The organism is Pseudomonas paralactis (genome assembly GCF_001439735.1).
GTDB lineage: Bacteria > Pseudomonadota > Gammaproteobacteria > Pseudomonadales > Pseudomonadaceae > Aquipseudomonas > Aquipseudomonas paralactis.
This window is the reverse complement of the sequence record NZ_JYLN01000003.1, coordinates 369,749-394,191: the sequence shown is the minus strand read 5'-3', so window position 1 is coordinate 394,191 and position 24,443 is coordinate 369,749. Positions and strand designations below refer to the sequence as shown.

Here is a 24,443-nt window from a genome sequence, read left to right as displayed (position 1 = left end):
GACACTGTCCCCTGTGTGAGCTGGCTTGCCTGCGATAGCGGTGCGCCAGTCGGAAAATGAGACACTGACCCACCGCTATCGCAGGCAAGCCAGCTCCCACATTATTCAGCGCAACACTTCAGGGCCGTGGGGCGTAGGCAAACACGTCAGCACGCATCCGGTGAGCATCCATACCGGCGTCGACCAATGCATCCAGGGTGCCGTAGATCATTGCTGGCGAACCACTGGCGTAGACATGCACGCTGTTGAGATCGGCAATGTCTTCGCACACCACCTCATGCAGCAAACCGCAGCGCCCTTCCCAGCCACAGAGGTCGCTGACCACTTTGTGCAGGAACAGATTGGGCAGTTGCAGCCACTGATCCCAGTGCTCGATCTGGTAGAAATCTTCCGGGCGCCGTACGCCCCAGAACAGGTGCACCGGGTGCTTGAAGCCCGAAGCGCGGCAGTGCTCGATCAGGCTGTGCATCTGCGCCATACCGGTACCGGCGGCCATCAGCACCAGCGGCCCGTCCGGCAACTCTGCCAGGTGGGTATCACCGAACGGCAGTTCCACACGGGCCATCTGGTTGCGCTGCAATTGTTCGATCAGGTTGCGGGCACTGTCTTCGCGAACCAGCACATGCAGCTCCAGCTCACGCCCCGCATGGGGTGCAGAAGCCAGGGAAAACGCCGATTTCTCGCCGCTTTCGCGCTCAAGCATCAGGTATTGCCCGGCGTGGTAACGCACCGCCTTACCGGCCGGAGCGCGCAGGCGCACACGCCAGACATCGCCACCGACTTCCACGCACTCGATCAATTGGCATGACAATTTGCGCAACGGCAACTCTCCCGGCGCCAGTACGCCATCCCACAACACAATGCAGTCTTCCAGCGGCTCGGCGATGCAAGTGTAGAACTCGCCATGGTCGCGCACTTCACCGGCCTGGCTTACCCGGCCCTCCACCAGCAACGCCGCACACACATGGCACACGCCATTGCGACAGGCCTGGGGGCATTCGTACCCCAGGCGGCGTGCGCCTTCGAGGATTCGTTCGCCAGGGACCAGCTCCAGTACAGCGCCGGAAGGTTGCAGGGTTACACGCATCAATCTATTCCCAATTCTTTCCAGATCGCATCGACACGCGCGGTGACGGCTTCATCCTTGACGATCACCCGGCCCCACTCGCGAGTGGTTTCGCCCGGCCACTTGTGGGTGGCATCCAGGCCCATTTTCGAACCCAGGCCCGACACCGGCGAGGCAAAGTCGAGGTAGTCGATCGGCGTGTTATCGATCATCACCGTATCGCGCTTGGGGTCCATGCGCGTGGTAATGGCCCAGATCACGTCGTTCCAGTCCCGCGCATTAATGTCGTCGTCGGTGACAATAACGAACTTGGTGTACATGAACTGTCGCAAAAACGACCACACACCCAACATGACGCGCTTGGCATGGCCCGGATACGACTTCTTCATGGTCACGATGGCCATGCGGTACGAACAGCCTTCGGGCGGCAGGTAGAAGTCGGTAATTTCCGGGAATTGCTTTTGCAGTATCGGTACGAACACTTCGTTGAGCGCCACACCGAGAATGGCAGGCTCATCGGGTGGACGGCCCGTGTAGGTACTGTGATAGATCGGTTTGACCCGATGGGTGATGCGCTCGACGGTGAACACCGGAAAGCTGTCGACTTCGTTGTAATAGCCGGTGTGATCGCCGTAAGGGCCTTCATCGGCCATCTCACCCGGGTGAATCACGCCTTCGAGGATAATTTCAGCGGTGGCCGGCACCTGCAAGTCGTTACCGCGGCACTTGACCAGTTCGGTGCGATTACCGCGCAACAGGCCGGCAAAGGCGTATTCGGACAAGCTATCGGGCACGGGTGTCACTGCGCCGAGAATAGTCGCCGGGTCGGCACCCAGCGCCACAGACACCGGGAACGGCTTGCCCGGGTGCTTTTCACACCACTCTCTAAAATCGAGTGCGCCGCCACGGTGGCTCAGCCAGCGCATGATCACCTTGTTGCGGCCAATGACTTGCTGACGGTAAATGCCGAGGTTCTGGCGATCCTTGTTCGGGCCTTTGGTGACGGTCAGGCCCCACGTGATCAACGGGCCGACATCGCCGGGCCAGCAGGTTTGCACCGGCAGCATGGCCAAGTCGACATCATCGCCTTCGATGACCACTTCCTGGCACACCGCGTCCTTGACCACCTTGGGGGCCATGGCAATGATTTTGCGGAAGATCGGCAGCTTCGACCAGGCATCCTTCAAGCCCTTGGGCGGCTCGGGCTCCTTGAGAAACGCCAGCAGCTTGCCGATCTCGCGCAGTTCGCTGACCGACTCGGCGCCCATGCCAAAGGCTACGCGCTCGGGAGTGCCGAACAGGTTGCCCAGCACCGGGATGTCAAAGCCGGTCGGGTTTTCGAACAGCAGCGCCGGGCCCTTGTTGCGCAAGGTGCGGTCGCAAATCTCAGTCATTTCCAGCACCGGTGAAATCGGCATCTGGATACGTTTCAACTCTCCGCGCTGCTCAAGTTGCTGCACGAAATCCCGAAGATCCTTGAATTTCATTAAACATGCCACCCGTAAAATAGGCGTACATCCTACCTGCTCTTAGGGCGGCTGGCAGCTTATCGAGGTGGATTTGCACGCGGAATGTATTTAAAAAATGCGCGAAAAAAAATGGCGCCCCTGAGGGCGCCATTCTTTCGAACCTGAAGTCGCGTGTTACTTGCGCTTCATCGACAGGAAGAACTCGTCGTTGGTCTTGGTGGTTTTCAGCTTGTCGATCAGGAACTCGATGGCAGCGACTTCGTCCATCGGGTGCAGCAGCTTGCGCAGGATCCACATACGCTGCAGTTCGTCGTCTGCGGTCAGCAACTCTTCGCGGCGGGTGCCGGAACGGTTGATGTTGATCGCAGGGAACACACGCTTTTCAGCAATGCGACGGTCCAGGGGCAGCTCCATGTTGCCGGTACCCTTGAACTCTTCGTAGATCACTTCGTCCATCTTCGAGCCGGTTTCAACCAGCGCGGTGGCGATAATGGTCAACGAGCCGCCTTCTTCGATGTTCCGCGCAGCACCGAAGAAACGTTTTGGTTTCTCCAGGGCGTGGGCATCGACACCACCGGTCAGTACCTTGCCGGAGCTCGGGATCACGGTGTTGTAGGCACGGGCCAGACGGGTGATGGAGTCGAGCAGGATCACCACATCCTTCTTGTGTTCGACCAGGCGCTTGGCCTTCTCGATCACCATTTCGGCAACCTGCACGTGGCGGGTTGGTGGCTCATCGAACGTCGAGGCAACCACTTCGCCGCGCACGGTGCGCTGCATCTCGGTCACTTCTTCCGGACGCTCATCGATCAACAGTACGATCAGGTGAACTTCAGGGTTGTTACGTGCGATGTTCGCTGCAATGTTCTGCAGCATGATCGTTTTACCGGCTTTCGGCGGTGCGACGATCAGGCCACGCTGGCCTTTGCCGATCGGGGCACACAGGTCGATCACACGACCGGTCAAGTCTTCGGTGGAACCGTTACCGGCTTCCATCTTCATGCGCACGGTCGGGAACAGCGGGGTCAGGTTCTCGAAGAGAATCTTGTTTTTCGCGTTCTCTGGGCGATCGAAGTTGATCGTGTCGACCTTGAGCAGGGCGAAATAGCGCTCGCCTTCCTTCGGAGGACGGATCTTGCCAACGATGGTGTCACCGGTGCGCAAGTTGAAACGACGGATCTGGCTCGGCGAGACATAGATATCGTCTGGGCCGGCGAGATAGGAAGCGTCTGCGGAGCGGAGGAAGCCGAAGCCGTCCTGGAGAATCTCCAGCACGCCATCACCGGAGATTTCCTCGCCGCTTTTCGCGTGCTTCTTGAGCAGGGAGAAAATCACGTCCTGCTTGCGCGAACGGGCCATATTTTCTATGCCCATTTCTTCGGCCAGTTGGAGCAGGTCGGTAATCGGCTTTTGCTTGAGTTCAGTCAGATTCATATAGGAATGACGTAATCATTTATGGAGGGGGGAAATTAAGCTTTTGGCTTAATGAGGCCGCGCCGCAGAGAAGGCGACAGGATCGCGTACTAATCGAAAAGGAATGCGTCGGCGACGGCTTGCAGGGGGCAGTGGAGAAACCAGTGCGGGGCCGAATGTACCACCTGAATTTCGGAGCGTCTAGCCCTGTTTTACGAAAAAGCCCCGAGATTTTCGGGGCTTTTTTGGCGACGCTTAGATGTTCGCGTCGAGGAATGCAGCCAGTTGCGACTTGGACAGCGCGCCAACCTTGGTGGCCTCGACGTTGCCGTTCTTGAACAGCATCAGGGTCGGAATACCACGCACGCCGTGCTTGGCCGGGGTTTCCTGGTTTTCGTCGATGTTCAGTTTGGCAATGGTCAGTTTGCCTTCGTAGGTCGTTGCAATGTCGTCCAGAACCGGAGCGATCATTTTGCAAGGGCCGCACCATTCAGCCCAGTAGTCAACCAGCACCGGGCCGTCAGCCTTGAGGACTTCGGCTTCAAAGGTCGCGTCGGTGACGTGCTTGATAAGATCGCTGCTCATGGATGTCTCCGGATTGTAAGCAAAAAAAACGTTGCCCATCATAGCTGCCCTTCCTTCGTTCAGGAAGCCGCCTCTGATTGAGTCTTGCTATGGCGTTGCATGAGCGCGGTTATAGCCCGCTCATGGCGTTACGGCTGTCACGAACACGATGCCTGTGCGCAACGCCGCATTGCGAACGTGCTCCTGCATGGCTTTCTGCGCCGACGCGCTGCTACGCCGGGCCAGGGCTCGCAGGATTTTGCGATGTTCCTGCCAGGTCTCCATGGCGCGTTCCGGCCGGATGAACGGTAGTTTCTGGCTCTCCAGGAACACCTCGGCGCTGGCACTGAGAATACTCACCATGGCCTGGTTGCCGCTGGCCAGCAAAATGCGCTGGTGAAATTCGAAGTCCAGCCGGGCGGCGGCTTCGAAGTCACCCGTCTTGAGGACCTTGCGCATCGCCTCGACATTGTCTTCCAGGCTGTCGAGCTCCTCGGTGGTCAATGTAACGGCCGCCAAACCTGCTGCGAACCCTTCCAGCGCGTAACGCAGCTGGAAGATGTCCAGCGGCGTGGCCTGCGCCGCAAACGGCCAGGCGAGCTCGGATGACTGGTCCGGCGCCAGCACGAACACACCCTTGCCCGGCTGCACACTGACCACACCCAATGCGCTCAAGGACGATAAGGCCTCGCGCAACGACGCCCGGCTCACGCCCAAGCGTATCGCCAAATCGCGCTGAGAGGGCAAAGCGTCGCCTGGCCCAAAGCCTTGTTCCTTGATCAGTTTGCGGATGGCCTGCAAGGCCGCTTCCGGTACGGCTTGGGCGATGGAATTCATAAAAAACTCAAGGTTTCCGTCAGCTGAAGAGCTAGTTGTAAAGCTATTGAAGTCTGTCGGCAAGCCACGCCCCAAAGGGGCTCGTGCGCTTTTTACGCTGCTCGAAAAGGGTGCGGAAAAACCAATAACTGTTCAGACCAGTAAGACCATCGCACGTCAACGAATCCGTGCCTTGCAGACCAATCCGAGCAGGCTGGCATGGGCTGTGCACTGAGCAAACTCAGAAAATTCCTTCGCCCTTTTCGGAGAGTTGCCATGACCAAGCGCTACAGCGCCCTGCTCACTGCCCTGTTTGCCAGCCTGATGCTGAGCCAGGCACCCGCCCAGGCGAACGGTCTGGATGACATCGTCGCCCGTGGCACCCTGAAGGTTGCCGTCCCCCAGGACTTCCCACCGTTTGGTTCGGTGGGTCCGGACATGCAACCCCGTGGCCTGGACATCGACACCGCCAAGCTGCTGGCCGACCAACTCAAGGTCAAGCTGGAGCTGACCCCGGTGAACAGCACCAACCGCATCCCGTTCCTCACCACTGGCAAGGTCGACCTGGTGATTTCCAGCCTGGGCAAGAACCCCGAGCGCGCAAAGGTCATCGACTTCTCCAACGCCTACGCACCGTTCTACCTTGCCGTGTTTGGGCCGCCTGATGCCGCCATCGCCAACCTCGACGACCTCAAGGGCAAGACCATCAGCGTGACCCGTGGCGCCATCGAGGATATCGAGCTGACCGCGGTGGCGCCCAAGGAAGCCACGATCAAGCGCTTTGAAGATAACAACTCCACCATCGCTGCCTACCTGGCCGGCCAGGTGGACCTGATCGCCAGCGGCAACGTGGTCATGGTGGCCATCAGCGAACGCAACCCCAAACGCGTACCGGCACTGAAGGTGAAACTCAAGGACTCGCCGGTGTATGTGGGCGTGAACAAGAACGAGCCGGCGCTGCTGGAAAAGGTCAATCAGATCCTGGTCGCGGCCAAGGCTGACGGCAGCCTGGAAAAAAACGCGCTGCAATGGCTCAAAGAACCGTTGCCTGCTGACCTTTAAAACGGAGTTGACCGATGGCCTATCAATTCGACTTTGTGCCGGTGCTGGCCAATACCGATCTGCTGCTGCGTGGCGCGCTGTTCACCCTTGAGCTGACGGCGATCGGCGCCATTCTCGGAGTGGCACTGGGCATCGTCGGTGCCGTGGTGCGGGCGTGGAAGATCCAGCCGTTTGCATGGATCTTTGGTGTGTATGTCGAATTGATCCGCAACACGCCGTTCCTGGTGCAGTTGTTCTTTATTTTCTTCGGCCTGCCGTCCCTGGGGTTGAAGATCACCGAGTGGCAAGCCGCCGTGCTGGCAATGGTGATCAACCTGGGGGCTTACTCCACCGAGATCATCCGCGCCGGGATCCAGGCCATCCCGCGCGGGCAGCTGGAAGCCGCCGCCGCGCTGGCGATGACGCGCTTCGAAGCGTTCCGCCATGTGGTGCTGCTACCGGCGCTGGGCAAAGTGTGGCCAGCCCTGAGCAGCCAGATCATCATCGTGATGCTTGGCTCGGCGGTGTGTTCACAGATCGCCACCGAAGAATTGAGCTTTGCCGCCAACTTTATCCAGTCGCGTAATTTCCGTGCCTTTGAAACCTATGCCCTGACCACCCTGGTGTACCTGTGCATGGCGCTGATGATTCGCCAGTTGCTCAACTGGATCGGCCGGCGGTTTGTGATGAGGAACAGCCGATGAGTGAGTTCACCCTCTGGGACATCGTGCGCAACCTGCTCACTGGCCTGCAGTGGACGCTGCTGCTGTCATTGGTAGCGTTTGTGGGCGGAGGCCTCATCGGCCTGCTGGTGATGACGATGCGCATCAGCCGCAAAGCCTTCCCACGTAATATTGCCCGCACCTATATCGAGTTGTTCCAGGGCACACCGCTGCTGATGCAGTTGTTCCTGGTGTTTTTCGGCGTTGCCCTGCTTGGCATAGACATATCGCCCTGGCTGGCTGCGGCAATCGCCCTGACCCTGTTCACCAGCGCCTACCTGGCCGAAATCTGGCGCGGTTGCGTCGACTCCATTGCCCATGGCCAGTGGGAAGCCTCGGCCAGCCTGGCCCTGAACCCTTTTGAGCAGCTGCGCTATGTGATCCTGCCCCAGGCGCTGCGCATTGCCGTCGCGCCGACGGTGGGTTTCTCGGTGCAGGTGGTCAAAGGCACCGCCGTGACCTCGATCATCGGCTTCACCGAACTGACCAAGACCGGCGGCATGCTCGCCAACGCGACCTTCGAGCCGTTCATGGTTTACGGCCTGGTGGCCCTCGGTTATTTCCTGCTCTGCTACCCCTTGTCCCTCAGTGCGCGCTACCTGGAAAGGAGACTGCATGCCTCTGCTTAGAATCTCAGCCCTGCATAAGTATTACGGCGATCACCACGTCCTCAAGGGCATCGACCTGACCGTGGAAGAAGGCCAGGTAGTGGCGATCATCGGCCGCAGCGGCTCGGGCAAGTCCACCTTGCTGCGTACCCTTAATGGCCTGGAGTCGATCAATGACGGTGTGATCGAAGTCGATGGCGAATACCTCGACGCCGCCCGCGCCGACCTGCGCAGCCTAAGGCAGAAAGTCGGCATGGTGTTCCAGCAGTTCAACCTGTTCCCGCACCTGAGCGTCGGCGAAAACGTGATGCTGGCACCGCAAGTGGTGCAAAAAGTGCCCAAGGCCAAAGCGGCACAGCTGGCCAGGCAAATGCTCGAACGCGTTGGGCTGGGCGAGAAGTTCGACGCCTTCCCCGATCGTCTGTCCGGTGGCCAGCAGCAACGGGTCGCCATTGCCCGCGCGCTGGCCATGTCGCCCAAGGTGCTGTTGTGCGATGAGATTACCTCGGCCCTGGACCCGGAATTGGTCAATGAGGTGCTCAGCGTGGTGCGTCAATTGGCCCAGGATGGCATGACGCTGATCATGGTCACCCACGAAATGCGCTTCGCCCGGGAAGTCGGCGACAAGCTGGTGTTCATGCACCAGGGCAAGGTGCATGAAACCGGCGACCCGAAGGTGTTGTTTGCCAACCCAGGAACCGTAGAGCTCGCCAATTTCATTGGCTCGGTTGAACAGCCGAGCTGACCAGCTCAAAACTGCCCTGTGCCTCCAGGTGCGTCTCCCTGCGCACCGACAAGGCATCGAAGGGCAATTGGGTATCGATATCGACCTGGGCGGTGAGTCGCCGCCCTACCACCGGCATACCTGCTGCTTGAGCCACCAAAGCCTGGCCGGGCAACAACTGGCCTCTGACAACCTCACCCGGCACGTGGGCAGCCGCCCAACCGACGGTACGCCCATCGACCTGAGCATGCTTGAGACTCAACCGCAAACGGCCCTCACGACCGAACCGAAACCCCTCCCCATCGGCTGCAGCGCCAACAAAACGCAACGCCATGGCCGCAGGCTCCGCACAGAGTACGTTGACACTCAAGGAGCGGGTTGCCAGTACCACGGCAGAGCTTTCAACCAGCGCATCCCTGCGTATCTGGCCATAGTCGACACGCGGCTGGCTCAGCGACAGTCGGCAGTTTTCAGCCATCGCATCAGGCGGCGCCAGCAGTGTGCAAAACAGCGCCAAAGGCAGGCTCAGAGCGGTCTTAATCACCTCGGCATACCGCCGATGCAGCTTCATAAAATTTGTCATTGTCAGGCTTGGCCTCGGCGTCAATATGCAGCAGGCAAGTGGAAGAGTCAGGCAAGGAAACCCGCAGGCTTTGCGACTCAGTCACGTCATTGAGAAAAATCATGCCCTCGCCTACTACGCTGGTGAGAAAACGATTGCCCTTGCCTAATACCGAGGCGCCCTGAGGTAGCGGTCTGCCGTGCTGATCGCTCGCAGTCACCAGCATTCGGCGCACTTTCACCACGTCGAAATCCACGGTATTGAACGAACCTCTACCCGCGGCAAGCACCTGGGTGCCGTTTTTCAGGTCCACTCGTTTGGGCAAGGATTGAGTCTGCACTTCGACTCGGCTGTTGGTGTAGGCCGGCAAGCCCGCGATCACCGCTTGCCCGTTGAAGTCGGTCCAGACCGGGCCTTGCGGCGTCTGGACTTTGGCGGAGCCGATATCGCCGACCGAAACGATGCCGAACGTATCTTGCACGCTATAAGGCGAGAAGGTCACTCCGCCTTCATGCGCCACTGCACCGCCGCGCAACTGTCCGGTGTAGCTGGTGCCCAGGGGATCGCGGCTGACGCCCAGGCCGACCTGGGTATAGCGTGGCAACAGGTCGACCTGTGCCCGCACGGATTGCTCCCGGCTGCGCATGTCACGCTCGATGCCGACGTCGTAATTCACATACTCGTTGACCCTTTCGCTGAGCGCGGTACCCGCAGTGAAGTGGTCGCCACGTCGGCTTGTGAAGCTGCTTACACGCCGATCTCCTCCCAGCGGCACGCTGACCTGCAACCGCAAGGACAGGTCGTTATCCAGGGCACTGCCTCGGCGACTGCCGTCAAGTGGAGTATCACGACGAGTGCGCGAGCCGCCCACTTGTGAATCGGCGATTAAGGCGACATCGGCGCGACCGAACGATTTGTTCCAGGAGACAAATACATGCTCGCTCGTTTGCCCGCCAAATTGAGCACTGCGGGTGTAGTTCAGCGAAAATACGCCCAGTGTGGGCTCGGCCCAGCTCATACCCGCGGTGTAGTGGTTCTTGAAATGCGAGTTCAGCTCATCGCCCCTGAGGGACCGACCTGCTTCAGTCACTTCGCGATAGCCGCGGGTCTGGGTGGTTGCGCTGACGTTGACATCGATATTGGCGACCACCGGGCTACTCACGGATACGCTGCTGCGTGACCCGGACACCGCCTTGTGGCTGTCTCGGGACAGGTTATGTCGTGCGCTCACAGACACCCGCTGGAAAAACACGCTGCTCAGGGTGCCCCCCGCGGCCCAATAATCCTCGGTACTCAACAGACCAAAACCGGCAGACGCATCGCGGCCCAACCCCCAGGTGCCACTGCCCATGGCGACCACCGGTGACGGCCCCTCTTCACCTGCGCTTCTGCGCAGTTGGCCAACCGAAAAGTAATAGCCCGGTGCCGCTGGGGCAGCTCCCGCGAACGAAGCCGCCGGCACGACAAAACTGCGCCTGGCGCCGCGCACGTCAATCACACTGACATCAAGGTCACTGGTGCCATTGAGCAGTGGCACCCCCGTCAACCGGAACGGCCCTTCGGGCACCAATGTACTGTGGATCAACACCCCGGACTGGCGCACTTCAACTCGCGATTGGCTTTGGGCCAAGCCTTCGACCACTGCATTATTGCCGCCCGCAGGGGCTCTGGACTGCCCATCGGGGGAGAACTGCAAGCCGGACAGCTGGATCCCGCCAAACAGCGGGTTATTACTGGAGAGCTGGCCCATCTGGAAAGTCGACTGCAACGCGGCGATATCCCGCTGTGCATAGGCGTGCAGGTGTTCGGTACGGGTCTGCCCGTTGTCAGACATATAGAACTGGCGACTGCGAACAATCCAGTCATCCAGGTTGAAGCCCGCTTCGGTATAGGCCGACACAAACCGGGTCGGCCCGCTACGCGAGTGGCTGTCGTAACCCAATACGTCATAGTTGAACAACGCGGCCGCGCCGCCCCGAGAAAAATGCCCGCTCTCCCATTCGGGGTCACGCAAAGCCTGGGTCGGCACCACCAGCGCCACTTCGTCAGTACCGGGGCGCAAGCGCACCATGGTCGCCGGGAACGCACCGAGAAAGTCATGGCACGCCTGATCCGGCGCCGCGCCTTCCCGAAGGATCTCCCCAGGCTTTACCAACCCCGCCTTCTCCAGCAACCCGGGAGTGAAACACAGCCCTCCCTGTGAATCGAACCGAGCATCAACCAGCCCAAGCGGATTGCCATTGACGCGCAATCCGACCACTTGAATGCCTTCACGAAAGCGCGCTGCACTGCGAAAGTAATCGGAGACCTGGGGGTCAATGCCGTGGGTCGTCAGCGCAGCCAGGTCAAACCCCTCCCCAAGCTCCAGCGCAGCCGTCATGCCAGGCAAACCCCATAACGCCGCGAACCCTATGAACAACCTGGATTTGCAGGGCCGGAACGGGCCTGTAATACCGCGAGCCGACGGGACGATCATGAGCCGATCAACGCGCATCTGCGTTGACCGGTGCCAGGTAGCTGTCTACCGAAAAGCCATAGACCGTGGCAGGTTGAATCTCAACCTGCGCCACATCGCCCAAAGCACCGTCAACCTTCGCCACCAACGCCTCACCTGGCAAGATATAGGTGCGCGGCAGTGTGGCTTGAATACCTTGTGGAAGCAGTTGCACATCCGGTGCCAGACGCACGACGTAAGCGCTGTCGTTGTGGACGGTGAGTCGCTCGGCGAACCGCTCCCACCTCAGCAGCTCCCACGGGGTTTGGTGGCGTGGCAAGCCTTTGGGATGCAGGATCAACGGCAGATTCTGCCGAAGAGTGATACCGATGGTCGCGCCGTCCGCGGCCCGCGCCTGGGGAATGCCCTCAAAAGACACGCGCTTGAGCCGTTGGGTCTTGAGCGGCTGCTTCAGCGTGCTGATGAAACGCACCAGCTGCGTATCCCCCGCTTCCACACGGGTAATAGGAGGCGTGACAATCAGTAGCGGTTCGAGATCTTCAGGCACGTTTTCAATAACAGAATGAAGCAACGCCGGCCCTGCATCGGTGTTCTTGATAGTGATCGTGGCTTCGCCATCTTCCTCATAAAGTACGACTACAGTTGTGTCCGGCAACATCCCATCCGCCACAGCCATCACACTGAAAAAAACACTCCACAGCCACGCAAGACTTATTAAATAAACACGCACGCAATATTCCCCACAACTCATGAAGTTGACGATTGGCCACCTAACGCCCAAAGAAAAACAGCCAACAAGAAAGGGTTGGCTTTCTTGATCGGCTGTTTTCGGTTGTTTAGATGTAACTCAATACAAGCGTGGCGCGGCCATCCAGGGGAACATCACGACTCAGATCCAAGTCCTGAGCCTTGTTGATCACGGCTTTCACCGCCACTGTGGCTGTCAACTGGCTGATCGAGGCAGGGGTCACGCTCACGCCATTACGCCAGGAGTACTGGCTGGGCGATTGGGCGATTCTGCCGTCGCTGTTTTGCCAGGCACCATGTCCGGTGCGCATGATCGAAAACAGCGTTGTTCCGGAAGAGCGAAGGTCCCTGAGGGTGATCGAATAGCCACCGACGCGTCGGGACGCTGCGATCCCCAAACCAAAGTTCTGCGCTTCGGAGAAGCCCGGCCCAAGGATGCCTGTTACCTTGCTCCCCGCCTGCAAATCGCTGAAGGTGAGGCCGAACCTGGCAGGCGCACCGCCGCAATTGATAACCAGGGACGTGGTGCGCTCTTCACGCGGGTTGAATGCCGTGTGAGACAACTCGCCGGAGCGAATCGTGTTGTAGTCAATGATGCCACCGCCCGACAGGTTTAAGCTGCATGCGGCAGGCTTGATCGTCCCCTTGACGATCAACTGGGCGCTCGTATTTGCCTGAACTTGCAGAGCTGCAGCCAGACACGCAATACCGAAGGTCAATCCAACAATTTTTTTCATGCTCGTCCTGTCACTTGAAGTTAACAGGCGCTCTTTATTCAGGTTTTGGCGATTCCATCGCTCAACAACTATCGTCCTTAATACAAAACTATAAATAAATAACACCCCGGCAGAATTGCCGAGTGACAGTCTGGGGTGTGGGTACCCCGATAAAAAATCAGACAGCGCGGTATTTGTTGTAGGCCCCGGCAAGAACAAACAATTACTTCAACCCATCGACAGTGTAGGCAAGAGCAAAATATAGAACAGCATATAGTCCCACCCACTGTAGGCAAAATCATCTACACATTAACAACTGCAGGCGGTTAAAACCTCTTACATCGTCGGAAAGTTTGTTTACCGAAAGCTTGCGAAGCAGCCCTTAGCTTTCCAAAGTTTTCCTACAGACCGCATAGGGAAAATTACCGAAGCACAACGCGTTGGCTCCAGCGGTCGATCGTGGCACGATGGCAAGGTTATCGACCGAGACTCCCAAACCATGCCGCAATCCCAAGCCAAGAATCTGTCCTTGATCGCCGCCATCGACCTGGGCTCCAACAGCTTTCACATGGTCGTGGCCAAGGCCCAGAACGGTGAGATCCGCATCCTTGAGCGGCTCGGCGAAAAAGTGCAACTGGCCGCCGGGATCGACGACGAGCGCAAGCTCAATGAAGAATCCATGCAGCGCGGGCTCGACTGCCTCAAGCGCTTTGCGCAATTGATCAATGGCATGCCGCCTGGCGCTGTGCGCATCGTCGGCACCAACGCATTGCGCGAAGCCCGAAACCGCAATGAGTTCATCCATCGTGCCGAGGAAATCCTCGGGCATCCGGTGGAAGTTATCTCTGGCCGTGAAGAGGCGCGCCTGATCTACCTCGGCGTGTCCCACACACTGGCCGACACACCGGGCAAACGCCTGGTGGCGGACATCGGTGGCGGCAGTACCGAGTTCATCATCGGCCAGCGTTTCGAGCCACTGCTGCGTGAAAGCTTGCAGATGGGCTGCGTGAGCTTCACTCAACGTTACTTCAAGGACGGCAAGATCACGCCGGCGCGCTATGCCCAGGCTTATACGGCGGCGCGGCTGGAGATCATGAGCATTGAACATGCCCTGCACCGCCTGACCTGGGATGAAGCCATCGGCTCGTCCGGCACCATCCGCGCCATCGGCCTGGCCTTGAAGGCTGGCGGCCATGGCACCGGCGAGGTGAATGCCGAAGGTCTGGCGTGGCTCAAGCGCAAGCTGTTCAAGCTGGGGGATGCGGAAAAAATCGACTTCGACGGTATCAAACCTGATCGCCGCGCCATTTTCCCTGCGGGCCTGGCGATTCTCGAAGCCATTTTCGACGCCCTCGAACTGCAACGCATGGACCACTGTGACGGCGCCCTGCGCGAAGGCGTGCTGTATGACCTGCTGGGCCGCCATCACCACGAAGACGTGCGTGAGCGCACCCTCAGCTCGCTGATGGAACGCTACCACGTCGACCTGGAACAGGCCGCCCGCGTGGAGCGCAAAGCCTTGCACGCTTTCGACCAGGTGGCCGCAGATTGGGACCTGGAAGACGGCGTCTGGCGCGAGCTGCTGGGCTGGGCCGCCAAGGTGCATGAAGTGGGCCTGGACATCGCCCACTACCATTACCACAAGCACGGCGCCTACCTGATCGAGCACTCGGACCTGGCCGGTTTCTCCCGCGAAGACCAACAGATGCTCGCACTGCTGGTGCGCGGCCATCGCCGCAATATTCCCAAGGACAAATTTGCCGAATTCGGCAAAGACGGCATCAAGCTGATTCGCCTGTGCGCGCTGTTGCGCTTTGCAATCCTGTTCCACCACATTCGTGGCACCCAGGAAATGCCCCAGGTAAAACTGCACGCCGATGACGACAGCCTGGAAGTCATCTTCCCCAAGGGCTGGCTGGATGAAAACCAACTGACCCAGGCGGACTTCGCCCAGGAAGCCGAATGGCTGACGCGGGTGGGGTTCAGCCTGAACCTGCGCTAAAGCACACGGCAAAACAAATGTGGGAGCGGGCTTGCTCGCGAAGGCGAAGTGTCAGCCAATGCATCTTTGGCTGACCTACCGCTATCGCAGGCAAGCCCGCTCCCACTTTTTGAACTGCGTTGGGTTTTAGTTCACCGCAAGAATCGGACTACCCAACTTCTCCAGCAACGTCGCCTGCGCGCTGCGCGGGTTCTGGTTGCCGGTCGGGGTGTTGCGTACATAACGCCCGTCCGATTGCAGGCTCCAGCTGTGAGTGTTGTCGGTCAGGTAGCTTTCCAGCTCCTTCTTGACCCGCATGATCAGCTTTTTGCCTTCTACCGGGAAGCAGGTCTCCACACGCTTGTCGAGGTTGCGTTCCATCCAGTCGGCGCTGGAGAGGAACATCTGCTCTTCGCCGCCGTTGAGGAAGTAGAACACGCGGGTGTGCTCCAGGAAGCGGCCGATGATCGAGCGCACGTGGATGTTATGCGACACGCCGACAATGCCCGGGCGCAGGCAGCACATGCCACGCACCACCAGATCGATACGTACGCCCGACTGGCTGGCCTTGTACAGCGCGCGGATGATCTTAGGATCGGTCAGCGAGTTGAACTTGGCGATGATGTGCGCCGGTTTGCCGTCGAGAGCGAACTGGGTCTCGCGGGCAATCATGTCGAGCATGCCCTTCTTGAGGGTGAACGGCGCGTGCAACAGCTTCTTCATGCGCAAGGTCTTGCCCATGCCGATCAACTGGCTGAACAACTTGCCGACGTCTTCACACAGCGCGTCATCGGATGTCAGCAGGCTGTAGTCGGTATAGAGCTTGGCGTTGCCGGCGTGGTAGTTGCCGGTGCCCAAGTGGGCGTAACGCACAATTTCACCGGCCTCACGGCGCAGAATCAACATCATCTTGGCGTGGGTCTTGAAGCCGACCACGCCGTAGATCACCACCGCACCGGCCGCTTGCAGGCGGCTGGCCAGTTGCAGGTTGGACTCCTCGTCAAAGCGCGCCCGCAACTCGATCACCGCGGTGACTTCCTTGCCGTTACGCGCAGCATCCACCAACGCATCGACGATTTCCGAGTTGGCACCGCTGCGGTACAGGGTCTGGCGCACGGCCAGGACGTGCGGGTCCTTGGCAGCCTGGCGCAGCAGGTCGACCACCGGGGTGAACGACTCGAAGGGGTGCAGCAGCAGGATGTCCTGCTTGCTCACCACGCTGAAGATGTTCTCGCTGTTTTGCAGCAGTTTCGGGATCTGCGGCGTGAACGGCTTGTATTGCAGCTCCGGGTGGCTGTCCAGGCCGGTAATGCTGAACAGACGCGTCAGGTTCACCGGGCCATTGACCTGGTACAACTCGGATTCGGCCAGGTTGAACTGCTTGAGCAGGTAGTCCGACAGATGTTTGGGGCAGGTATCCGCCACTTCCAGACGCACCGCATCGCCATAACGCCGCGAGAACAGCTCGCCGCGCAGGGCCCGGGCCAAGTCTTCGACATCTTCGGAATCCAGTGCCAGGTCGGCGTTACGGGTCAGGCGGAACTGGTAGCAGCCTTTGACCTTCATGCCCTGGAACAGGTCATCGGCGTGGGCATGGATCATCGACGACAGAAATACATAATTGTCGCCAGCGCCCCCTACCTCTTCCGGTACCTTGATGATGCGTGGTAACAGACGCGGCGCCGGGATGATCGCCAGGCCCGAATCGCGACCGAAGGCATCGATACCTTCAAGCTCAACGATAAAGTTGAGGCTCTTGTTCACCAGCAGTGGGAACGGGTGCGTAGGGTCCAGGCCGATGGGGGTGATGATCGGCGAAATCTCGTCGCGGAAATAACGGCGCACCCAGGTCTTGATCTTGGCGGTCCAGTGACGACGACGAATGAAGCGAACCTGATGTTTTTCCAGCTCCGGCAGCAGGATGTCATTGAGGATCGCGTACTGGCGGTCCACATGGCCATGCACCAATTCACTGATGCGCGCCAACGCCTGATGCGGTTGCAGGCCGTCGGCCCCGGCTTGTTCACGGGCGAAGGTGATCTGCTTCTTGAGGCCGGCAACGCGAATCTCGAAGAACTCATCCAGGTTGCTGGAGAAGATCAGCAGGAATTTCAGCCGCTCCAGCAACGGGTAGGACTCATCCAGCGCCTGCTCCAGCACGCGGATGTTGAATTGCAGTTGTGACAACTCGCGATGGATGTACAGGCTGCTGTCATCCAGGTTGGTGACCACGGGCACGGGCACCGGCGCAGGTGCTTCGGCAACCACCGCAGGCGGGGCAGGCTCCAGCTCCGGCGGGGTCTGGGTAACTTGTTCAACCACCGGGTGAGCGTCTTTTACGGCAACTTCGGAGAGTCCTTCGGTATTCATCGAGTGTTCCTGTGAGGGCTATTGTTGCTCTCTAAGCAATTGGGCAGCGCGGGCGGCGAAGTAGGTCAGAATGCCATCAGCGCCGGCACGTTTAAAGGCAGTCAGGGATTCGAGAATCACCCCTTCACTCAACCAACCATTCTGGATCGCCGCCATGTGCATGGCGTATTCACCGCTGACCTGATAGACAAAGGTCGGCACTTTGAATTCCTCTTTGACCCGATAAAGGATGTCCAGATACGGCATCCCGGGCTTGACCATCACCATATCGGCGCCTTCGGCCAGGTCAACGGCCACTTCGTGCAGCGCTTCCTGGCTATTGGCCGGGTCCATCTGGTACGAGGCCTTGTTGGCCTTGCCCAGGTTCAGCGCCGACCCTACAGCATCGCGGAAGGGGCCGTAATAGGCGCTGGCGTATTTGGCCGAGTAGGCCATGATTCGCACATTGACGTGACCGGCCAGCTCAAGGGCTTCGCGAATCGCCTGGATACGACCGTCCATCATGTCCGACGGCGCAACCACCTGAGCGCCCGCCGCGGCGTGGGACAACGCCTGCTTGACCAGCGCATCGACGGTGATGTCGTTCTGTACATAACCTTCTTCGTCAAGAATGCCATCCTGGCCGTGCGTGGTGAACGGGTCCAGTGCCACATCAGTGATCACCCCAAGCTCCGGGAAGCGCTCGCGCAAGGCACGGGTGGCGCGCTGGGCGATCCCTTGCGGGTTCCAGGCTTCGGCGGCGTCCAGAGACTTGAGCTGCGGCGGGGTCACCGGAAACAGCGCCAGTGCCGGGATTCCCAACTCAACCCAATTGGCCGCCTCGATCAGCAACTGATCAATGGTCAAACGCTCCACACCCGGCATCGACGCGACGGCTTCCCGACGATTTTCGCCGTCGAGCACAAATACTGGCAGGATCAGATCGTTCGTCGTAAGTACATTTTCACGTACCAGGCGGCGAGAAAAATCATCACGACGGTTGCGGCGCAGACGAGTGGCGGGGAACAGGCGGTTGGCAGGGGTAAAGCTCACGACAGACTCCTGAGCCCGCGTTTACGGGCGAGCGTTGCAGTTATAAGCGGCCATTATGACGAAGGTATGACAGTTGTGCTTATCGATGCGACCTGTAGGCGCATTCGTCATATATGTAGGAATTGTTCACTTCGTGACACATCTCGATACTTTCATGAATCTTCGTGAAGGCGTAGGCTGCGCGTTCATTTCGCCAGCACCCCAGACCATGCTTCAACAATTTCTGCATGACTTCGGCTACTTTGCCCTCTTTCTCGGCACGTTTTTCGAAGGCGAGACCATCCTCGTACTCGCAGGCTTCCTGGCGTTCCGTGGCTACATGGATATCAACCTGGTGGTGGTCGTTGCCTTTTTTGGCAGCTACGCCGGCGACCAGCTCTGGTACTACATGGGGCGCAAGCACGGCCGCAAGCTGCTGGCACGCAAGCCGCGCTGGCAGTTGATGGGCGACAAGGCTCTGGAGCATATCCGCAAGCATCCGGATATCTGGGTACTGAGCTTCCGCTTCGTCTACGGCTTGCGCACAGTGATGCCCGTGGCGATTGGCCTGTCCGGTTACCCGCCGATGCGCTATCTGATCCTTAACGGTATTGGTGCGGCGATCTGGGCCGCTGCCTTGGGAGCTGCGGCCTATCATTTCGGTGCGGTGCTCGAAGGTATGCTCGGCAGCGTCAAGAAATACGAACTATGGGTACTGGGCGCCCTGCTGGTGCTGGGTTTTGGCTTGTGGCTGCGACGCCGCTTCAAGAATGCCCGCATCGCCCGTGAGGCGTGTGCCGAGGCCAAGGCGCGACAGGCTGCCGAGCAAGCCTCAATCGAATCGCCTAAGACGCCAACCGAGTAAACCGGCCTCTGCAACAGTAGAGACCGATCACGCTGAGCAGGCTGTAGCTCGCCAGGCCCAGCCAGGCGAGATGGCTGGCGGGCCACAAGCCGACCAGCGGCGCCAACCATACCAACGGCAGGTTCAGCGCCAGGCGCGCCAACTCGGCCTTCAACGCCCATGGGCGATTCTCCAGCGCCACCCCCAAGGTAAACAGGCCTAGCGCCATCGCGCCCCAACCGAGCACCAGCGCCGCCGTAGGCATGCCCTCACCGAAATTCATCAGATAACTGCCAAAGCCCACATACGCTACGAATTGCAGCGCGATGTAGAACTGCTGCCGCGCGTCCAAAGGCACCTCGAATTTGCGGAACTGGCTCAGGTCCGGCTTGGCCATGGGGTACCTGGCCTTGACGTCCGCCGGGCGCCAGCCGGTGCGCATAAACCAGATGCGCAGCTTGTCCCAGCGGCTTTCAGTACGCCGGGCGTCATTCCATAACTGCGCATAAAACTGCAGGTTGGCCCACAGCGGGTTCCAGCTCGCCAGAGGTGTGGTCACCCCAAAGATCACCGGCTCATTATCGTCCTCTTCTTGAAAAGTACCGAACAGCCGGTCCCAAATAATGAACACCCCGCCGTAGTTACGATCCATGTAGAGAGCGTTCTGTGCGTGGTGGGCCCGATGATTGGACGGCGTCACGAAGAACCATTCGAACCAGCCCAGCTTGGGAACGTGGCGGGTATGGACCCAGAATTGATACAACAGGTTGAGCGAAGCCACGCTGATAAACACCACCAGCGGCACGCCAACGACGGCCAGAGGCAGGTAGAAGATCCAGCTCAGCAGGAAACCGGTGCTGGTCTGGCGCAAGGCGGTGGTGAGGTTGTAGTCCTCACTCTGGTGATGCACCGAATGCGCAGCCCAAAGAATATTGCGCTCGTGGCCCATGCGATGCAGCCAGTAATAGCAGAAGTCATAGAACACAAAAGCGAATACCCAGGTCCAGGCACTCTGGGCCGGCAACTCGATGAGCGCCAGATGCTTGAGAGCAAACGCGTAGGTCAAAAGGCCCACGCCCTTGGTCAGCAAACCGGTCGTGGTGGACAGCACGCCGGTGCTGAGGCTGTTGATGGCATCCGCGACCCGATAGTTGCGTGCGCCGCGCCAACGGTCGGCCAGCAGCTCCACGACGATCAGGGCAATAAAAAACGGTACTGCGTAAGGCACAAAGTCCATGGGCTAGTCCGGTCTATTTTTGTTACATCAAGATTAGGTGCAGCGGCGTGAGATCCCATTGGCAACAGGTTACAAATTAGTAGACATTTAACGCCATGAATCAGGAGAAATGCCCATGAGCAAAAAAATTGCAGTGATCCTTTCCGGCTGTGGCGTATATGACGGCGCAGAGATCCACGAGAGCGTGATCACCCTGCTGCGCCTGGATCAGCGCGGCGCTCAAGTGGAATGCTTTGCCCCCGATATTGCGCAATTGCATGTGATCAACCATCTCACGGGCGAAGAAATGCCCGAGTCGCGCAATGTGCTGGTGGAGTCTGCGCGTATCGCCCGAGGCGCAGTAAAGGATATTGCCCAAGCCAACGCCGCGGACTTCGACGCCCTGATCGTGCCGGGCGGGTTTGGCGCGGCGAAGAATCTGTCGAACTTTGCCGTGGAAGGCGCCGGTTGCAGCGTCAACCCGCAGGTGTTGGAGCTGGCTGAAGCGTTTGCCGAAGCAGGCAAGCCGGTGGGCTTGATCTGCATCTCGCCGGCCCTGGCCGCGAAGATCTACGGCCCTGGCGTAACCTGCACCATCGGTAACGATGCCGACACAGCGGCCGCCCTGGACAAGATGGGCGCCACACACCACGAATGCACGGTGGAAGATATCGTCGAAGACAAGGCGCGCAAGCTGGTCAGTACGCCGGCGTATATGCTCGGCAAGAACATCAGTGAAGTGGCGTCAGGGATCAACAAGCTGGTGGATCGGGTGCTTGAGCTGACCCACGAGAACGACTGACGCCCTCTTTCTGTAGGAGCGAGCTTGCTCGCGAAGAACCTGAGGGCGCCGCGTTCATCCAGAGTGCCCGCGTTATCGTTGACGTTTTTCGCGAGCAAGCTCGCTCCTACATCGGCTTCATCAAGCGGGTAAGGATTCGGTCCAATGCATTGGCAAACGCCTGCTTGTCCTTTTCGCTGTGGGGCGGTGGTCCGCCGCCCATCTGGCCTTGCTCGCGCAGGTCAGTAAACAGGTTACGCACCGCTAACCGCTCACTCATGTTCGCCGGGCTGAACTCCTTGCCTCGCGGATCAAGGGCCGTGACGCCCTTCTTCACCAGCCGATCGGCCAAGGGCACGTCGCTGCAAATCACCAATTCGCCGGGCACCGCGTGCTCAACCAGGTAGTCATCGGCCGCGTCGGGGCCGCTGGGCACCACGATCAGCTTCACACAGGAAAAGCTCGGCTTGATCTGGCTCTGCCCGGCCACCAGCACCACCTCGAACTGGCGCTTGAGAGCGAACTTCACCACTTGGTCCTTGGCCGCCCGAGGGCAGGCGTCGGCGTCGATCCACACGCGCATACTACGCCGCCACCCGGCGCTTCTCGGTCAGCCGGCTACGGCCATACAGCACCACAATCGCCAGGATCGCCACGGCCTGTGCGCTCAACGAATAGGCATCGGCGTGGATGCCCAGCCAGTCGAACTCAAAGAACGCCACCGGCCGCGTGCCGAAGATGCCCGCCTCCTGCAAAGCCTTGACACCGTGCCCGGCAAACACCACCGACAGCGCGCACAGCAACGCGGCGTTGATGCTGAAGAATAGCGCCAACGGCAACTTCGCCGAACCGCGCAGGATCACCCAGGCCAGGCCCACCAGCAGCACCAGCGCCGTGGCACCACCGGCCAGCACCGCATTGTGCCCTGCAGGGCCGGCCTGCAACCACAGGGTTTCGTAGAACAGGATCACTTCGAACAGCTCGCGGTACACCGAGAAGAACGCCAGCACGGCAAAACCGAAACGCCCACCGCCGCCCACCAGGCTGCTCTTGATGTAGTCCTGCCAGGCCGCCGCGTGGCGCCGGTCGTGCATCCATACCCCAAGCCACAGCACCATCACACTGGCGAACAATGCTGTGCAGCCTTCAAGCAATTCACGCTGGGCACCGCTGACGTCAATGACATAGGCCGCCAAGGCCCAGGTACCCAAACCTGCCAACAGCGCCAGGCCCCAGCCGACGTTGACGCTGCGCACCGCCGATTGCTGGCCGGTGTTACGCAGAAAGGCGAGGATCGCTGCCAGCACCAGAATCGCTTCCAGCCCTTCACGCAGCAAAATCAGCAAGCCGGAGATATAGCTCAACGACCAGCTCAGGCCATCGCCGCCCAGCAACCCGGCAGACTCGGTGAGTTTGCCTTTGGCCACGTCAAGGCGCTGCTGCACCTGCTCGACAGGCAATCCGTCCTGCAGCGATTGCCGATAGGCCATCAGGGCCTTCTCGGTGTCTTTGCGCACATTGGCATCGACGTTATCCAACGAGCTTTCCACCAGCTCGAAGCCTTCCAGGTAGGCAGCGACCGACAAATCATAGGCCTGCTCGTGGTCGCCGTTGCGGAAGGCCGCCAGGCTCTTGTCCAGCGTGGCAGCCGTGTAGTCGAGCAACTGCGCGGGGCCACGCTGGACTTGCGGCGGCTGGGCACGCTGAGCGCGGAAGGTCGCCGCAGCGTCAGGGCCGCTGGCGGCGAGCACTTCATTGGGAGTCTGTCGCGCCAGGTCGGCGAGGTTGAACGCCTGCTCGCTTTTGGCGGCAGCCGGCTCGGCAGTGAAACCGGCGATATAGGTCGCCAGATCCCAGCGCTGGCGGTCGTCCAACTGGTCGGCAAAAGACGGCATATCAGTGCCTTCGACACCCAGCCCGAGGGTGTTGTAGATCGCATACAGGCTCAAGCGATCCAGACGCGTGGCATCACGCAGGTTCGCAGGCGGCGGCGTCATGCCCATGCCCGCCGGGCCATCACCGGCACCGGCAGTACCGTGGCACACCGAACAATGCTGGGCGTAGAGCGGCGCACCGCGTGTCGGGTCCGGCGTGATGGCCGGGGCCTGGCTGACTTCATACGCCACGGCCAGTTTGGCGCCCAACTGACGAGCCTGGCGGGCCACGCTTGCGCCGTCCTGATGGGCGGTGACCGCCGCCAGCAACTCATCAACGCCTTTTATTAATTCAGCGCGCTCGGGTTTGTCGGGCAGATCAGCCACCAAACCCTGCAGCACCCCGAGAAACTCCACTTGCTCGCGGTATTCCGAGTCGTCCACCACCTTGCCTGCCTCTACCGTCGGCGGGTAGTCGGCGCCGATATAGTCCAGCAAATGCAGGGCCTGAGGCGCGCCTTCGGCGGTCGCGGCCAAGAGATTGAAGCTGCACGACATCAGCGCCGGCAACAGCAGCCACGCAAGAAAGCGGAAAGGGGCAGTCATGAATGAATCTCAAGTGGAAATACGAAGTAACACTATTGTTGAGCTTTAATGGATTCGACTCAAGGTGTTATTTCATATCACCGCAAAACCAATGTGGGAGGTGGCTTGCCCCCTCCCACAGTTTGATCCGGCTTGTTCAGTTATGCCGTGGCGCGGTGCAAGCTTGCGAGGAAACCGGCGGCACCGACAAACAAGCCGGCGAAGGTGCGGTTCACACGTTTCTGCTGCTTGGGCGTACGCAGCAGCCGCAGAACTTTAGAGGCCAACCCCGTATAGCCCGCCATCACGATCATATCGACGCTGATCATGGTCGCACCAAGGATCAGGTACTGAATCAACAGCGGCGCCTGCGGGTTCACGAACTGCGGCAACACGGCCAGCATGAACACCAGGGCCTTGGGGTTGCTGGCGTTGACCAAAAAGCCGCGAAACATCATCGCCATCGGCTTGCCGATCGGGCGCACGGCGGCGTCATCGGTCATGTCCATGGGCAGGGCACGCCATTGCTTGATGGCCAGGTACACGAGGTAGGTCACGCCAAACCATTTGATCGCATAGAACGCGGTCGACGACGCCGCCAAAATGGCACCCAGGCCACCCGCTACCACCGCAATTTGCATCGCCAGGCCCAGTTGCAGGCCAATGGCGTTCCAGTAGCCACGCACAAAACCGTATTGCAGGCCGCTGGACATCGAAGCGATGGCACCGGCGCCAGGGGAAAGGGAGATGATCCAACTGGCCAGGAAAAAGGCCAGCCATGTGTCGAGAGCCATTGCGCACCTCAGAAGGGAGTCAGCGATTGTGCCTTAAGCTAACTCCAGCGACCGAAGGCTGGCTATCAATTTCTGTAGGAGCGA

Annotated in this window: 22 protein-coding genes and 1 pseudogene; 7 read left to right on the top strand and 16 right to left on the bottom strand. The window is 59.7% G+C overall.

Annotated features, from left to right (window positions below; all coding sequences use genetic code 11):
* Nucleotides 1-118: 118 nt before the first annotated feature.
* From TX23_RS09985 to TX23_RS09965, 5 genes are all read right to left on the bottom strand, one after another.
* A complete protein-coding gene (locus tag TX23_RS09985) occupies nucleotides 119-1,087 on the bottom strand; it encodes a CDP-6-deoxy-delta-3,4-glucoseen reductase (protein ID WP_057702030.1) in 969 nt (322 codons plus the stop codon).
* Entirely contained in the window at nucleotides 1,087-2,553 is a 1,467-nt protein-coding gene (gene ubiD / locus TX23_RS09980) for a 4-hydroxy-3-polyprenylbenzoate decarboxylase (RefSeq protein WP_003195329.1), read from the bottom strand. Before ubiD ends, TX23_RS09985 begins: the two co-directional genes overlap by 1 nt.
* 156 nt (nucleotides 2,554-2,709) lie before the next feature.
* Entirely contained in the window at nucleotides 2,710-3,969 is a 1,260-nt protein-coding gene (gene rho, locus TX23_RS09975; RefSeq protein ID WP_003176825.1) for a transcription termination factor Rho, read from the bottom strand.
* A gap of 234 nt (nucleotides 3,970-4,203) precedes the next feature.
* Complete coding sequence (trxA, locus tag TX23_RS09970) at nucleotides 4,204-4,533, bottom strand: thioredoxin TrxA (protein ID WP_057702295.1); 330 nt, start codon at nucleotides 4,531-4,533, stop codon at nucleotides 4,204-4,206.
* Between the two features lie 120 nt (nucleotides 4,534-4,653).
* Nucleotides 4,654-5,349, bottom strand: coding sequence for a FadR/GntR family transcriptional regulator (locus TX23_RS09965; RefSeq protein WP_057702029.1), 696 nt, complete (start codon nucleotides 5,347-5,349; stop codon nucleotides 4,654-4,656).
* A gap of 255 nt (nucleotides 5,350-5,604) precedes the next feature.
* On the opposite strand from TX23_RS09965, the gene TX23_RS09960 reads away from it, so the two are divergent.
* The 4 genes from TX23_RS09960 to TX23_RS09945 are packed head-to-tail and all read left to right on the top strand — an operon-like array spanning nucleotide 5,605 to nucleotide 8,444.
* Nucleotides 5,605-6,390, top strand: a complete 786-nt coding sequence (locus TX23_RS09960) for a transporter substrate-binding domain-containing protein (RefSeq protein WP_057702028.1) — start codon at nucleotides 5,605-5,607, stop codon at nucleotides 6,388-6,390.
* A 14-nt stretch (nucleotides 6,391-6,404) separates the two neighbouring features.
* Nucleotides 6,405-7,073 (top strand): amino acid ABC transporter permease, encoded by a 669-nt coding sequence (locus TX23_RS09955; RefSeq protein ID WP_057702027.1) that lies wholly within the window; start codon nucleotides 6,405-6,407, stop codon nucleotides 7,071-7,073.
* Nucleotides 7,070-7,720 carry an amino acid ABC transporter permease gene (locus tag TX23_RS09950; protein ID WP_057702026.1) on the top strand — a complete coding sequence of 217 codons (651 nt, stop codon included), beginning with the start codon at nucleotides 7,070-7,072 and terminating at the stop codon, nucleotides 7,718-7,720. The genes TX23_RS09955 and TX23_RS09950 overlap by 4 nt, the downstream gene beginning before the upstream one ends.
* The gene (locus TX23_RS09945; RefSeq protein WP_057702025.1) at nucleotides 7,707-8,444 is read left to right on the top strand and encodes an amino acid ABC transporter ATP-binding protein; all 738 of its coding nucleotides are present in this window, start codon (nucleotides 7,707-7,709) and stop codon (nucleotides 8,442-8,444) included. Before TX23_RS09950 ends, TX23_RS09945 begins: the two co-directional genes overlap by 14 nt.
* On the opposite strand, the gene TX23_RS09940 is transcribed toward TX23_RS09945, so the two are convergent.
* The 4 genes from TX23_RS09940 to TX23_RS09925 all read right to left on the bottom strand — a co-directional run bounded on the left by TX23_RS09940 (nucleotide 8,416) and on the right by TX23_RS09925 (nucleotide 12,924).
* Entirely contained in the window at nucleotides 8,416-8,994 is a 579-nt protein-coding gene (locus TX23_RS09940) for a DUF1120 domain-containing protein (protein ID WP_057702024.1), read from the bottom strand. The genes TX23_RS09945 and TX23_RS09940 overlap by 29 nt on opposite strands.
* Nucleotides 8,960-11,461 (bottom strand): fimbria/pilus outer membrane usher protein, encoded by a 2,502-nt coding sequence (locus TX23_RS09935; RefSeq protein ID WP_186561078.1) that lies wholly within the window; start codon nucleotides 11,459-11,461, stop codon nucleotides 8,960-8,962. The genes TX23_RS09940 and TX23_RS09935 overlap by 35 nt, the downstream gene beginning before the upstream one ends.
* A 7-nt stretch (nucleotides 11,462-11,468) precedes the next feature.
* Nucleotides 11,469-12,170 (bottom strand): fimbria/pilus chaperone family protein, encoded by a 702-nt coding sequence (locus tag TX23_RS09930; RefSeq protein WP_280513734.1) that lies wholly within the window; start codon nucleotides 12,168-12,170, stop codon nucleotides 11,469-11,471.
* Nucleotides 12,171-12,276: 106 nt separating this feature from the next.
* Nucleotides 12,277-12,924 carry a DUF1120 domain-containing protein gene (locus TX23_RS09925; RefSeq protein WP_057702022.1) on the bottom strand — a complete coding sequence of 216 codons (648 nt, stop codon included), beginning with the start codon at nucleotides 12,922-12,924 and terminating at the stop codon, nucleotides 12,277-12,279.
* Between the two features lie 478 nt (nucleotides 12,925-13,402).
* On the opposite strand from TX23_RS09925, the gene ppx reads away from it, so the two are divergent.
* Nucleotides 13,403-14,905 carry an exopolyphosphatase gene (gene ppx / locus TX23_RS09920; protein WP_057702021.1) on the top strand — a complete coding sequence of 501 codons (1,503 nt, stop codon included), beginning with the start codon at nucleotides 13,403-13,405 and terminating at the stop codon, nucleotides 14,903-14,905.
* 126 nt (nucleotides 14,906-15,031) lie between these two features.
* Here the strand turns inward: ppx and ppk1 are convergent, their stop codons facing one another.
* Entirely contained in the window at nucleotides 15,032-17,254 is a 2,223-nt protein-coding gene (gene ppk1, locus TX23_RS09915) for a polyphosphate kinase 1 (protein ID WP_057702020.1), read from the bottom strand.
* An 18-nt stretch (nucleotides 17,255-17,272) separates the two neighbouring features.
* The gene (gene hemB, locus TX23_RS09910) at nucleotides 17,273-18,286 is read right to left on the bottom strand and encodes a porphobilinogen synthase (protein ID WP_057702019.1); all 1,014 of its coding nucleotides are present in this window, start codon (nucleotides 18,284-18,286) and stop codon (nucleotides 17,273-17,275) included.
* A 208-nt stretch (nucleotides 18,287-18,494) separates the two neighbouring features.
* Here hemB and TX23_RS09905 point away from each other — a divergent pair, with 208 nt between their 5' ends.
* A complete protein-coding gene (locus TX23_RS09905) occupies nucleotides 18,495-19,130 on the top strand; it encodes a DedA family protein (RefSeq protein ID WP_057702293.1) in 636 nt (211 codons plus the stop codon).
* Here TX23_RS09905 and TX23_RS09900 read toward each other — a convergent pair.
* On the bottom strand, nucleotides 19,111-20,346 hold the full coding sequence (locus TX23_RS09900) for a sterol desaturase family protein (RefSeq protein ID WP_057702018.1): 1,236 nt from the start codon (nucleotides 20,344-20,346) through the stop codon (nucleotides 19,111-19,113). The two genes, TX23_RS09905 and TX23_RS09900, sit on opposite strands and share 20 nt — an antisense overlap.
* A gap of 115 nt (nucleotides 20,347-20,461) precedes the next feature.
* On the opposite strand from TX23_RS09900, the gene elbB reads away from it, so the two are divergent.
* Complete coding sequence (gene elbB, locus TX23_RS09895; RefSeq protein WP_057702017.1) at nucleotides 20,462-21,127, top strand: isoprenoid biosynthesis glyoxalase ElbB; 666 nt, start codon at nucleotides 20,462-20,464, stop codon at nucleotides 21,125-21,127.
* 11 nt (nucleotides 21,128-21,138) lie between these two features.
* Here elbB and TX23_RS28420 read toward each other — a convergent pair.
* The 4 genes and pseudogenes from TX23_RS28420 to TX23_RS09880 form a co-directional block, all read right to left on the bottom strand.
* A pseudogene (locus TX23_RS28420) lies at nucleotides 21,139-21,225 on the bottom strand (outer membrane lipoprotein carrier protein LolA); the annotation flags it as partial.
* Between the two features lie 8 nt (nucleotides 21,226-21,233).
* Nucleotides 21,234-21,689: a YaiI/YqxD family protein gene (locus TX23_RS09890; RefSeq protein ID WP_057702016.1), complete on the bottom strand. Its 456-nt coding sequence runs from the start codon at nucleotides 21,687-21,689 to the stop codon at nucleotides 21,234-21,236.
* A gap of 1 nt (nucleotide 21,690) precedes the next feature.
* On the bottom strand, nucleotides 21,691-23,586 hold the full coding sequence (locus TX23_RS09885) for an FTR1 family protein (protein WP_057702015.1): 1,896 nt from the start codon (nucleotides 23,584-23,586) through the stop codon (nucleotides 21,691-21,693).
* 140 nt (nucleotides 23,587-23,726) lie between these two features.
* Nucleotides 23,727-24,359 carry a LysE family transporter gene (locus TX23_RS09880; protein ID WP_057702014.1) on the bottom strand — a complete coding sequence of 211 codons (633 nt, stop codon included), beginning with the start codon at nucleotides 24,357-24,359 and terminating at the stop codon, nucleotides 23,727-23,729.
* Nucleotides 24,360-24,443: the final 84 nt, after the last annotated feature.